Source organism: Rhizobium sp. BT-226 (assembly GCF_025847085.2).
Classification (GTDB): domain Bacteria; phylum Pseudomonadota; class Alphaproteobacteria; order Rhizobiales; family Rhizobiaceae; genus Rhizobium; species Rhizobium sophorae.
Genome location: NZ_JAOYTI010000003.1, coordinates 525,170 through 538,081 on the forward strand (window position 1 = coordinate 525,170; position 12,912 = coordinate 538,081).

Annotated in this window: 8 protein-coding genes and 3 pseudogenes; 7 read left to right on the plus strand and 4 right to left on the minus strand. The window is 58.3% G+C overall.

The window, feature by feature from the left end; all coding sequences use genetic code 11:
* Positions 1-26: 26 nt before the first annotated feature.
* The 4 genes and pseudogenes from OIU37_RS22080 to OIU37_RS22095 form a co-directional block, all read right to left on the minus strand.
* Positions 27-197 (minus strand): annotated as a pseudogene (locus OIU37_RS22080) (amino acid ABC transporter permease); the annotation flags it as partial.
* A gap of 1,216 nt (positions 198-1,413) precedes the next feature.
* Positions 1,414-1,626 (minus strand): annotated as a pseudogene (locus OIU37_RS22085) (DUF1515 domain-containing protein); the annotation flags it as partial.
* 756 nt (positions 1,627-2,382) lie between these two features.
* Positions 2,383-4,690: pseudogene (locus tag OIU37_RS22090) on the minus strand (hypothetical protein).
* A 168-nt stretch (positions 4,691-4,858) separates the two neighbouring features.
* Complete coding sequence (locus OIU37_RS22095) at positions 4,859-5,170, minus strand: hypothetical protein (RefSeq protein WP_264258661.1); 312 nt, start codon at positions 5,168-5,170, stop codon at positions 4,859-4,861.
* A 785-nt stretch (positions 5,171-5,955) separates the two neighbouring features.
* Between OIU37_RS22095 and OIU37_RS22100 the strand changes: the two genes are divergently transcribed.
* From OIU37_RS22100 to OIU37_RS22130, 7 genes are all read left to right on the plus strand, one after another.
* Positions 5,956-6,150 (plus strand): general stress protein, encoded by a 195-nt coding sequence (locus OIU37_RS22100; RefSeq protein WP_171603431.1) that lies wholly within the window; start codon positions 5,956-5,958, stop codon positions 6,148-6,150.
* Between the two features lie 391 nt (positions 6,151-6,541).
* Entirely contained in the window at positions 6,542-6,796 is a 255-nt protein-coding gene (locus tag OIU37_RS22105; protein ID WP_171603425.1) for a DUF2934 domain-containing protein, read from the plus strand.
* Between the two features lie 504 nt (positions 6,797-7,300).
* The gene (locus tag OIU37_RS22110) at positions 7,301-8,752 is read left to right on the plus strand and encodes a UbiA family prenyltransferase (protein ID WP_372353429.1); all 1,452 of its coding nucleotides are present in this window, start codon (positions 7,301-7,303) and stop codon (positions 8,750-8,752) included.
* 9 nt (positions 8,753-8,761) lie between these two features.
* A complete protein-coding gene (locus tag OIU37_RS22115) occupies positions 8,762-9,193 on the plus strand; it encodes a GtrA family protein (RefSeq protein WP_180697305.1) in 432 nt (143 codons plus the stop codon).
* A gap of 7 nt (positions 9,194-9,200) precedes the next feature.
* Positions 9,201-10,523 carry an FAD-binding oxidoreductase gene (locus OIU37_RS22120; protein WP_171603427.1) on the plus strand — a complete coding sequence of 441 codons (1,323 nt, stop codon included), beginning with the start codon at positions 9,201-9,203 and terminating at the stop codon, positions 10,521-10,523.
* The gene (locus tag OIU37_RS22125; RefSeq protein ID WP_171603428.1) at positions 10,520-11,269 is read left to right on the plus strand and encodes an SDR family oxidoreductase; all 750 of its coding nucleotides are present in this window, start codon (positions 10,520-10,522) and stop codon (positions 11,267-11,269) included. Before OIU37_RS22120 ends, OIU37_RS22125 begins: the two co-directional genes overlap by 4 nt.
* 107 nt (positions 11,270-11,376) lie before the next feature.
* Entirely contained in the window at positions 11,377-12,897 is a 1,521-nt protein-coding gene (locus OIU37_RS22130; protein WP_264258662.1) for a hypothetical protein, read from the plus strand.
* The last annotated feature ends 15 nt before the right edge of the window (positions 12,898-12,912 follow it).

Here is a 12,912-nt window from a genome sequence, read left to right on the forward strand (position 1 = left end):
CCTTGAGAACTTCCAGCGCCCCATAACGCCCGCGACAGTTCTATGAAACCGACCACTGAGACGATGGACGTGTTCTTGATCAGCTGAACGAGAAACCCGACCGTTGGCGGCAAGGATATCCGCAGCGCCTGCGGCAGGATGATATAGCGATATTGCTGGGTGCGCGTCAGCGCCAGCGAAGCCGAGGCTTCCCATTGTGCGTCCAGCCAGACTGCGCAGCCCGACAAGCAGAATAGCCAGCGCCATTCCCAGAATGATCGCACCTGCGGAAAGCAGGATGGTCAGCTTGATCCCGTTGAGGATCAGGTCGGTTTCAGCAAACACGGGTTCGAACTGAAGTGTGAAACTCATGATCTGTGTCCTTGATCTGGCCGCTTGCCGTAGAGGACTCTGGTGCCGCCAAAGCAGCACCAGATTCACCTTAGTAAGTCGGCAGCTTCGCCTCAGGCCGAAGATCGCCTGATCTATTCCACACCCGATCGACCGGACGTTTAGCGCTACTCCTATTGCCCGCTGAGTTTCCAACTATCCCCAGACGGGCAGTCTGTCAGCGACTTCTTCCTCGAAGCGGAAACGGTGACGGTTGCCCGATTTGCGGAATTCGTCGCCGCGACCGGCTATGTCAGCGAAGCGGAGAAATTCGGCTGCGCGGCCGCAGTGCTGTCGGTGCAACTGCGCTTGCTTGGGCCAACCCATCGACGGGCAGCGCGGGTGTTATCGAACAGATCGATCCCAGTAACGATGGGCCTGACGGATGTCGCGGTTTTATACGCGGTTGAAGCGCGTGATGCCGTCGAGGGATTGCCGACTGGTTGGAGAAAGCGCTCATTAATGCGGCGCAGGCCAGAGAAAACCTGCGAATGCTCCGGGAGATCAGAAGGAGGCGCGGGGACTATTGACGCTCCCCGCTCAGCTCTAGTGTGCCTCAGCCCAATGCGGATACGTGACGTAAGCCGTCGTCTACACCGACTCCAGCAAAGAACAACCTGAAATAGCCGAAGCGACAGAACGACCGGTGTGATTGTGTATACTTCCCTTTCTCAGTTGCCACACAATTGATCCGCAGGATGGATGGTCGCTTGACGTCGATAATACTCTTACTGCGCAGTATCGTATCGGAACTATTGTCACGCAAAAGTGTTACTTGGGCCGGAGCGGATCGCGCAGTGGAGTCTCCTGTCTCCAGCAGCAACCCCTTGCTATCTTCGCGATCCGCTCTCCTGTCCGTTAGGAGCGATTAGTGGTCCGGAACCCAGGAACTTTTTTGGCAATCTCACGTTAGGCGGCGAGGATCGCACAGGCGCCCCACGCTGGGGTGTCCGCTTCCCTTCCTTTCCTGTGCGGTCCGTTCTTTCCAGAAACTGCCCCGTTTCGGCGGGGCTCTTTTTATCCCAAGCGCAAAATCGCGAGCAATCAATGTATCTTCAGCAAATGCCGAAGTGCCGCTACCGCGCCCTCGCTTGCATAGGCAATGATGCCGCCGATCGTCAGGCCGGCGAAGGCAATGAGCCCTGAGATGCCATAGCCGACAGTCTTGAGCCGCTTCCACTCCTCAAGGGTTGGCTGGACCGCTTCATGGTTACTCTCCACGGTTCCCTTTAGCCCCTTGATCTCTTCCCGGATCTGGCCGGGAGGCCGGAGCAATCGAAGGGTCCATTAGAGTTTTCCTTGTTGAGGCGGACGCGCAGTCAGCTCCAGGTATCTTGCAACCGACGGCGACTTTTCTAGTTCACTGCGGGGATAGCCAACTTGGGAGGATGAGATGAGGCTGGTGCCATTCCACTACGCAGGCCACAACGATCCAATCGTCTTCAGCAATCCGGAGCATGTGGCGCCGTTAGGGCGTTTACCAGCAGCACCCACATCTATGTCTGCGTGTTGGGGAAAGATGCCTCGCCGAGTTATTATCCAGTCAGAGAAACGATCGATGATGTCGTTAAGCAGCTAACCGGCTAGTTTGCCGAACGGCGGGAACTTCACTACTTCATTGATGTTGGGGTGGCATGAGCAACACAGAGAAAAAAGCCACGAAAGGCATGATCAAATTCGTGCTGACAATCTTCGTTGTCGCGATGATATTAGCGTTGGCGTATTTGGCATTCTTCACGCCCGGACAAGCGTAAGCTGAACTGCCCCAAGTACACCGTGCGCTGAGCGGCCACCAACCGCAGCAGATCGCCCTGGCACCGCAGCCGGATGGCTTTGACTCCATAAGGAGTAGGCGAGATGAGCCAGAACTTCAGCTTTTATCCCTGTTATATCCGAATCTAAGCAAGCGTGAGGAGTGGTTCTCATTAGAAACAATGGCTTAGATGTCAGGGCAGTAGGCGGTTTATATCATCTTGAAATTGCGCCGCTTCATCAGCTCCTTAAATTTGACGGCTAAGCGGCCGCTTCCCAAACCTGATTCAAGATCTTGGCCGCGAGTGCGGCTTTGTCTTGCGGCAAGAAGCGAACGTAGTGCTGCTGCACCACATCCGGCGTGTCCTGGATCGCATAGCTCGCCTGCTCATAGGACCCAGTCTGCTTGAGGATATGGGTCGCAAGGATATCCCGCAGGTTATGTGGTCCATGCGGCAACAAGCCCTTGATGGCGCCGTTACCGGTGTAGGGGTTGTAGATTCCGTATCGCTGGATGACCGTTTGCCAAGCCTCGTAGAACGTGACCGAGTTGTATGCCGCGTCGAGGCTCGTCGTCTTCACCGTCTTGACGAACAGCATGCCTGGATCCTTGGCACTGCCAAGTAGCACGCCGCGATGCCTGTCGATATAGGCGTCAAGATATTTGTAGAGATCGAGCAGGTCTGGCAGGATCAAGCGGAATGGCTTCTGGCCGAAGAACGATGACCCGGAATTCTTGAACGCGACCGAAGGGATGAGAACTTCCCAGCCGCCATCACGATCGCTCCAGCGCAATTCACCGCATTTCATATCTTCGAGTCGGCGCTCCGACGTCGGGAAATGCCCGCGTGGGCAGACACGCAGCTGCCGCAAGTTCTTTTGGCGAAGGCCGAGATGAAGACCGAGCCGCAACAGCAGAAACGATCGCACGGCTTCGGCCGCCGGTCGTGGATAGCGATCCTCGTCGGGCATGCGTTTCAGGATCTCGTCGGTGATCTTGCGGTACTCGGCCAGCGGGCTGTCGGCCTCAAGGATGCACATGATCGGCTCGAATGGATCGCGGTGGACGCGCATGACCCGCTGGATTTCTTTCGACCGGTTGGCAGCATGCCGGTGAAATGTATCGCAAGCACTTCGATCGGCCTGACATTCTTCAGCAATTCCGGGTGCTGTCGGGTCCAACTTACCTCTGCCCGGGTAAGAGCCTGCGCGACCATCAGCATGTCTTCTTCCCACTTTGTGTAGAAGCCACGCCGCTGCTCGCGCCATTGCAGATACCAGTCCCAGACGCCGGGGAAGACCAGCAGGCCGAAGCTCAACTGACTGAGCGGCACACCCCGACCTTTGACGATGCCCGATGGGGAGGCGGCCAGTGCGCCGCACATCAGGCCGAGATGTTCGATCTTTTGAGAGGCGGTCTCTTCACTCCATACCCCGTTGCGCTGCAGCCCGATTGCCGTCAGCGTTGAGGTTTTGAACCGGATCAGATCTGCCATCTCCATAGCGAGACGCGGCGGTGCGGCGACGACACCGGAAAGCAGATCCGGATCATCTAGCTCCTCGGCGATATTCTGGTTGGCATTGGCTGCAGATGCCAGCGTGCGGGGCGAAAGTGAACCGCCGCCATAGGTAACGCCAGGAAAGCGGATCGCATAACGCTGCTTGCTGGCCGCCGCCTGATAGCGGCGATACTCTGTCGAGCCGGAGATGATCATCCGGCGCACCCAGTCGAGGATCTCCTCTCGCTTGGTGAAGGGCAGGCTGATGAAATCATCCGGCAGATGCAAGGAAATCCGCCGTCGCTCGGCCGGGCTGATGTCGCCGAGATCATGACCGTAGAGCGAACGCGCCTGACGCGGTAGCTTTGCCTTAAAGTAGCCCTCTGACAACCGATACCGCTGCTCGATCCGGCGCAGGATGTCGAAACTGGCAACCGACCGCGGGACACGCTCGCCCTGGATCCAGGAGAGAAGCGTCTTGCTGTCGAAGGTCTCTGTCAAACGAACCACAGCGCGATAAAGCTGCCAGTAGCTGTCGCCAAACCGGCGCATATGGTAGATGAGCGCATCCTGGAAGCTCGCCGGATCGTCGGTCGCCTCGAATAACGGATCCGGAAATGGGCTGATTGGCTTTGGCGCCGGACCGCGTTGCGCAGATGTGTTCCGGGCAAAAACTCCGTCAGTCCCGGCGCGCTGCGGTTTTCTTGTCGAGGAAACTGGCGCTGTCTTTTTAACCCTTGATTCCACGGACAGACTGCTTTGCCGGCGTAACGTCTTCAGCGACGGGTGGCGCCTTCAGCCAGCGGATGATCGCATCCAGTGGGCCGCAGGTGCTTCCTGAGTTCAGCTGTCATTTCGCTTTCGATCCCGCAGGCCTCTCCGATCGCGGTCCAGTCGAGACGGCCGTTCAGGATCGGCGGCCGTTTGCGGCAAATGATCAGGCTGATCAGATATGGGCGGACATTCTCCAGCACTCGCTTTGAGAATATCGGTGCAATGCGTACCTCGCAGAACTCTGAAATTTTTCGCTGAAAATGACGTGAAGAAAGATCGTGTGTGGGCATGCTCATTCCGTTTCTCTCGGCCTCAGCGCCGAGCGCGAGCGGAAATAGGACCGGAGCTTTAAAAATCAGTTTATCGCTTCGAGTGCGGCTTATTTGGAGGTCTCGGCGCATTTGCCAAGGAGAATCAAAGCGTATGGGGCAAGGCCTTGATGATGCGGGGCAATGCCGGAATTTTCATCCCGCAATGCGGATAAAACTGCGGCCGTTATCAAAGCTCTCAACGTCGCCGAGACGGTTCAGAGATATTAGGACATCCTGAATTTGTGGGCCGACAAGCTTCGGCTCGCTGAACTCTCCAGCGATCTCGATCGCGGTGAGAGGCATTTGCTGCGCCGCCGGCGCAGCCGCCACGGTCCTAGCGGCCGAAGGTGGAGAGGTGGCCGATGCGACCGGGAAGGGAGCGCGGAAGGGTAAGCGGGCCATGAGCATCGCAGGCGCCGCGATGAGCGAAGCCGCGCACGCCGCGATGGACGTCGTCAGAAGCACCGCGAACGACGCCCTTCCTAAAAAATTGCGGAAAGACGCCGATGACCACCCGCGGAGGGGCGCGGTTCACTAGGCGCCGCGCCCTCTACTGAAGAGGCAAAAACCGGAAGCTACTTCGAGCGCTACGCGGTCGAGCGGCTGGCGCGGACGGGCGTGGAAAAGGCCGCGATTGCGGGGTTGGCGAGGATGACGGCTCGTTTGATAAGAAGGCACCCGCTTATTGCCGCTGAGCTGTTCCTTTCCGGTGCTGGCCGCGCGGGTGAAGTTGGATGGCAGGAGATCGCCAAAAGATTCAAACAACCGCGGTCGCCAAAAGAAAAAAATCTTGCACCCAGTCCCCATAATTCCTCTGCAAAAAGTGCCTTGAGCGACGTCGCTAGGATCTCGCTCCGCCGAATTTTCATTCGCCAGCACAGAGGCCGCTGCCGCCGAGTTGGTGGTGTCGACGCTCAAATCGTTCGTAGCGCGAGGAACCAGTTCAAGTCTTTCGAGGTTTGTCGAGGCTGCGAACGGTGGTCTTCCTCAGGCGGAACGACATCGACACGCTGTTTCACCACGACCTTGAAACGGGAGTTTCCTTTATCTCGAAAACCCGCATCGCGGTTGGAGCTGTTGAGGCTTATCGCCTGAGAAACGCGACTCGATAATCCGCCGGCGGGGGCAGAGCAGCCCTCGTCTGAAAGGCGTTCCAGTCGGGCTCTGTACGGTGTAAGACCAACAGGAAACCTTATCGGGTATTTGAGGTTCGCTTGCCAGGGAATGACCCCTGAGTAAGGAGAAATAGAATGGCAAATCAAAGTGGAAGCCGCTCCGGCGGCGATACGTCCAAGCGCGGCTTCGCGTCGATGGATGATGAAAAGCAGAAGGAGATTGCCAGCAAAGGCGGCCAGTCATCAGGCGGCAACTTCAAGAACGATCCGGAGCGCGCTTCCGAAGCCGGCAAAAAGGGTGGCGAAAACTCCAGTGGTGGCAATCGCTAATTAGCCTGTTCCTGGCGTATACGATCCAGGGGCCGGGCTTTGCTCGGCCCCTTTTACCACCAGTGGCCTTAGCCGGTCAGAGGCCCGCAAAAGGAGAAATGAGAAATGTCGAGCGAAGGTCATGGATTGAAACCGTCTTTTCCGAATCCCGCTGTCGTGCAGGACAAATCAAGCGAGGAGTCCCTTGATCTCAAGAACATTGATGTGACTCGACAGGGCACCCAGAATGACGCCGTAGTCTCCAAAGGCCCAGCGAGCACTTTCGTGTCAAAGCTTCCATCGCGCAGAAACCGATGATTGGCCCGGCCATCGAATTATGAAAATCGCGCTCGGTTGGAACAAGTAGCTCTCGATCGGGTTTGAGCACCTCGCATTACTGAAGGAGAATGCCATGGACATAGAACAGATCAGGCGCCGGGCGCAGGAAATATGGGAAGCCGAAGGCAAGCCGGAAGGCGAGCACGAGCGGCATTGGCAGCAGGCGGAGCGCGAACAAGCGGGAGATAGCGAGCTTCCGCAGACGTCGTCTCCGTCTCATCACAGCGCCACGACCGTCCCGGGCGAAACGAGTTCGGAGTCAACTGCCGAAGGCGGCGGCTCGGGTGAAAGCTCCAAACCGGCCGAACTTGCTTCCGAAAACAAGTAATTGCGGATTCCGAAGTCAGTCGGCGCGCCTTTCATACTATTGAGCGAAGCGGGGGTACCCCGAATGACACAAGCGCATCGCTGCCGCGCGCGCCGACGCCTCAATCAACGCGGCATCTGGATGGCCCAAGGCGGACTGGGGTGCATAACCGTCCTGGGCAAATGCGAGAAAGTCAGAGTTCGTGCTCGGCCGATTGAGTTCTACCGTTCAGACGTTCCGCGGCAGCCGACCGCTGCCCGGTTCATTGATGCGCCGTCAGTCTCCCTTTCGCTCAAATAACGCAGGCGTTTTGCTCAGGCCGTTCCCGGTCAAATCAGGATCATATCATCCACGGCGGAGCTAACCCGTTTTAGTGATGGAACTAAATCGCTCAGCCGTGGTTGTGCGAGCTCCCACGGTTTCAAGCAAAAGGGAAATCCTTTGAGCGAGCTGCATCGTGAATTCCCGCTGCGACGAGACTTTTTGCCGAGAACCCGGGAGTGGTACGCGCCCGGGCCAGCGAGAATGTCGGAAGCCGGTTCATCAAAACCGCTGGAGCCGCTGTCAGCTTGCCCGCTAGTGGTCGATCTTGATGGCACCCTCGTGCGATCGGATCTTCTGATCGAAACGGCCTTCTCGGAGCTCAGCCGCCGGCCTTATTCCATCGTTGATCTCACCAGGGCGCTATACGGCGGAAAAGCGTGTCTGAAGCACCGCCTTTCCCAGCCTGCGGATTTCGATCCGTCTATCCTTCCTTATGATGCCGAAGTGCTGAACGTAATTAAGGCCGCGCGGGAAAAAGGACACTCGGTTTATCTCGCGTCTGCAACCCACGAGCGCCTCGTTCGCGCGGTTGCCGAACACCTCGGCCTTTTTACCGGGTGGTTTGCGACCAGTGAGACGACGAACTGCGCGGCCGAGGTGAAGGCGAAAAAACTTGTGGCCGCCTTCGGCGAGGGTGGCTTCGACTACATCGGCAATGACGAGGCCGACCTGCCGGTCTGGCGCCACGCCGCGAAGTCTTACGCGGTCAGGACATCGGCCGCAGTTGCACGAGAGCTTTCGCGCCAATGCGACGACGTCGAGCATCTCACTCACGAAAAGCCGACTTGGCGGATTTGGGCGCGCTCGCTGCGGGTGCATCAATACGTCAAGAACGGGCTGGTCTTTATACCACTCCTGACGAATAAGATGTTTGACATCACTAGCCTTGTAAGCACCGGCTTGGCTTTGGTTGCCTTTTCGCTTTGTGCCTCGGGTGTCTATTTACTCAATGACTTGGTCGATCTTCAGGACGACCGCCGCCATCGAACCAAATGTCGCAGACCTCTTGCCTGCGGCGACATCCCGCTGTCGCACGCCGTCTTGGCAATCCCGATCCTGCTTTTGCTTTCGCTTGCCGTCGCCTTCATGGTGTCGCCCGCCTTCGCGGCGGTACTTGCTGGATATTTTGCCCTGACCACTGCCTACTCGTTTTTTCTCAAACGGAAGATGATACTGGATGTGGTGGCTTTGGCTTCTCTCTATACCGCGCGAGTGATCGGAGGGGCAGCTGCCATCGCGGTGTGGCCGTCCCCCTGGCTGCTTGCCTTCATGATGAGCTGGTTCCTTTCGCTCGCCTTGGTCAAGCGTTACACCGAATTGATTTCACGCCGCGCCGCGCACCTGCCGGACTTGAAGAGCAGAGACTACCGGAAGGTGGATATCGGCATGGTGGGCGCGTTGGCAGCGGGCGCTGGGATGAACGCACTTACGTTATTTGCCCTTTATGCGGCAAGCGACAGCGCCCAAGTTCTTTACAGCCGGCCAGGAATGCTGTGGCTGGTGGGGCCAATCCTCGCCTGCTGGATCGCCCGCATCCTCATGCTCGCGAACCGGGGACAGATGCACGACGATCCTGTGATCTTCGCCATTAAGGACAAAGTCAGCCTCGCCACCCTTGGCGCCGCCGGCGCATTTGTCGTTGCCGCGATGTGAGGTGCCGAAATGGGCTTCAAGTCTTCGCAGCAGGGCACCGGCGCTGGCGTCGCAACTCGCTACTGCGCCTTTGCGATGCTCTCCACTGCCGCCAATTTTGCGGCCCAGGCTACCGTCATTCAGATGGCGCCTTCAACGAGCCTCATGCCTTCAATCCTCACGGGCACCGCTGCCGGCTTCGGCCTGAAATATTTCCTCGACAAAAGATGGATCTTCTTCGACCGCTACGCGTCGCACGGCGACGAGATGCTCAAGGTGGCGCTTTACGGCCTGTTCAGCGTGCTGACGACGCTCATCTTCTGGGGTTTCGAAATTGCCTTCTGGACGATATGGAAGACCGAATTTGCCAAATACACCGGCGGAGCGATCGGCTTGGCCCTCGGCTATATCGCCAAATACGCTCTCGACCGGAAGTTCGTATTCAAACCAGAGGGGGCATGACGAGCCAATGGAGGGCTGGGGACGCTATCCGCGCCATGACAGCGAGGTGATGGACTGCCGGCTGCCGGAAAAGCTGTCGGAGAGCGTCGCATCCCGCGCAGGGCTGATCGCGCGGGGCAATGGCCGATCTTACGGCGATGCGGCGATCGGCGAGCGTTCCACCTTGATGTGCAGTGGATTGAACCGGATGACGAGCTTTCACTCCATCGATCGCTCCCTTACCGTAGAGGCCGGCGTTTTGCTCTCTGACGTTCTGCGCGCTTTCGTCCCCAGAGGCTATTTTCCGCCCGTGGTTCCTGGAACGAAGTTTGTCACGATCGGCGGGATGGTCGCATCAGACGTTCACGGCAAGAACCATCATCGCGACGGCGGGTTCGGGGATCACGTCAGCGAGTTGAAATTGGTGGTCGCCGGCGGGGAAATACTCACCTGTAGCCGCACGAGCAATCCCGAGCTTTTCTTCGCGACGGTCGGTGGCATGGGCATGACGGGCATCATTGCCGAAGCGACCTTCGCCTTGAGATCGATCGAATCCGGCTGGATCGCCCAAAGGACGATTGCCACGGAAAACCTTGGCGACGCCTTGAAGGCGCTGCAGCAGACCGAGGGTGCCACCTATTCGGTCGCCTGGATCGATTGCCTTTCGCAAGGCGCTTCGCTTGGACGCTCGCTGATCTTCGCAGGCGAACATGCGACGCTGGACCAGGTCGGTGGAATGCCCGAAGCCGATCGCTTTTCTGTAAGGAACGCGGCAAAGATTTCACTGCCATTCGATCTGCCACAGTGGGCGCTCAACAGGACGAGCATAGCAGCCTTCAACGAGCTTTATTTCAGGGCGGGAACGCGAAAGTCGGCTCAGACGTCGCTCGTCCACTGGGATAAATACTTCTTTCCTCTCGACGGCATTCTTGAATGGAACCGGCTTTATGGAAGGCGAGGTTTTCTGCAGCATCAGTGCGTGGTTCCAGCCCGGGACGCGCTGCCAGTCTTGAGCGGCATCCTGGAACGCTTCGCGCGCTCGGGCAAAGGTTCCTTTCTTGCCGTTTTGAAGAAGCTCGGAGCAAGCAGTGGAATGCTGTCTTTTCCGATGCCGGGTTATACGCTCGCACTCGACCTCCCGGTCACGCAGGGTGTGTTTCGGCTGCTCGACGAAATCGACGAACTGGTTGTCAAGGCAGGAGGGCGGCTCTATCTCGCCAAGGATGCGCGACAGTCACGCCACACATTCGAAGCCGGTTACCCACGATTGAATGCTTTCAAAGAGCTGCGCAAGGTAACTGGCGCCGATCGTCACTTTGAATCCCGCTTGGCAATGAGGCTCGGCATATGAAGGGGATCGGCAAGACACTGCTCCTGATCGGCGCGACCTCGGATATCGGTCGTGCGACCGCGCTGATTTATGCCGAGGCGGGGTGGAACGTGCTTCTCGTCGGACGAAGGCGCGCCGCCGTGCAACGCGAAGCCGACGACATCAGCGTTCGGACCGGCGCTAGTGTCTTGGTTCATGAGCTTGATATCCTCGCTACAAACCGTTTCGAAGAGTTCATCGGTATCGTTTCGCCACTGCCTGACACGGCGGTCTGCGTCGTCGGCGAACTGGGGCAGCAGTCTCGGGCCGAACAGGAACTCGAGCACGCCGCCACGGTCATGCGGACAAATTTTGAAGGACCAGCTTTGCTTCTCGGTCTTCTGGCCGAACGTTTCGCGGAGAGAGGATCAGGTACCATCGTCGGCATAAGCTCCGTCGCCGGCGATCGCGGACGCGCGTCGAACTATGTCTATGGTGCCGCCAAAGCCGGCCTGACCGCCTTCTTGTCCGGTCTGAGGAACAGGCTGTCCGGATCCGGGGTGCGCGTGCTGACCGTGAAGCCGGGTTTCGTCCGAACACGCATGACGGATGGCATGAAGCTTCCGCCGCTTCTCACCGCCGAACCCCAGGAGGTCGCACAGAAAATCTTTGCTGCCGCCGAGGGCGGCAAGGGCGGAGACGTCGTCTACGTCAGGGGAATATGGCGACCGCTCATGACGGTAATCCGGTCGATTCCCGAGCCGATCTTCAAGAGGTTGCGGCTGTGATGGAACCAGGCAACCAAGCCGCCGGCGCGGCCATCGGAACGAGCGCTGGTGAGCACAAGCGACCGGCGGTCGGGATATGGCGCCGGCTGTCAGCAGAAGGCGCACTCATGCTGGTCGCGTTGGTCTGCGCGGCCATGCTTGCGCTGCCCGGGAGGACCATCAACGCTGCTTTCATCAATGACGTGCTAATCTTCATCGACGGCGTGCACCGTATCACGTTCGGTCAGGTACCAAATCGCGATTTTCACACGGCGCTCGGGCCGCTTGTCTTTTATATTCCGGCTGGGGGATACCTGCTGACAGGGAATTTCGGCGCAGCAATACCCGTGGGAATGGCGATTGTCATCGTCGCCTTCCTCCCTGCGATGATCCGAATTCTTCTGTCGCGCTTCAGCCCTTTATTGGCTGTTGCGCTCGGCATATTCCTCATTCTCATTCTCGCAGCTCCGATCAATCTCGGCAGTTCCATCCGATATCCCTCTTTCGCGATGTTTTACAACCGCATCGGTTGGGTCGCTCTCGGCCTGTTGGTGGCGACATATCTGGCGCCGCAGTCCCCGAACAGGCGCAATGACATCGCCGATGCTCTCGCAGCCGTCTTTCTTCTGCTTGTCTCGTTTTACACGAAGGCGACCTACGGTTTGGCCGGGGCCGGCTTTCTCATTTTCATGCTTTCAGACCGTCAGCAGCGCCGCTGGATCATGGCGGCCCTCCTCCTGACGGGAGCGGCAATGATCGCGATAGAGTTCTTCTGGCGCGGCACGGTGGAGCACGTAGAGGATCTGCGGGCGGCGGCACGCGTCAGTGGGGGTCATGATCTTCCAAGTGTTCTGAAAAATGTACGGGAAAATCTATCAGACCTCACCGTGTTTGCGGCCTTCGCTTCGCTTGCTATCTGGCAAAGCCGCAGCCTGCGAGACCTTGTCTTCTGTGGGTTCTGCATGGGCGCCGGCCTGGCGATCATCAATCAGAACGCCCACAGCTGGGGCATCATCACGCTCTATTGCGGGGCAGCCGTCCTGGCGCAGAAATCCGCCTGGCTTCAGCCAGTCAATGGAGGAAGGGCAGGACGCCAGGCTCTTCCCGCCGGCGTCTTGTCGCTGCTCACGACGTTATTCCTGTCGCCGCCGATCGTGCACCACACCGCAGCTCTCATTCTGCATGCATCGCTTGCAGTGGACAAAGCCGGGCAATCTCTGGGGCTGCCGCATTTTGACGATGTTCGGGAGGTCGATCCGCCCGGCGGCGAGCCTGACTTCATAAGGCGCTATCTCGACGACATTGTAACCGGCGGAGCACTGCTGCAGGCATTGCCGGTGCCGCCGGAACGCGTTTTCGTGCTTGATTTCGTCAACCCTTTTTCTGCCGGCCTCGGCATTCGCCCTCCTACCGGCGACGCCGCCTGGTTTCATTGGAACCGCAATATCAACGAGAAAGTCTACATCCAACCGGAGGTGCTTTTTGCCGATGTCAAGATCGTCATGGTGCCGAAAACAGGCATCAACAGCCTGCCGTTGCAGGAGCTCTACGGCCCATTTCTTTCGGCACGCTTCGAGGTCGTTCAGAAGACACCAGAGTGGACGATCTACCAATGGCGTCAGGGGAAGGCGCAAAGCGAGGTGCCGTGACGGAAACAGGTAGGT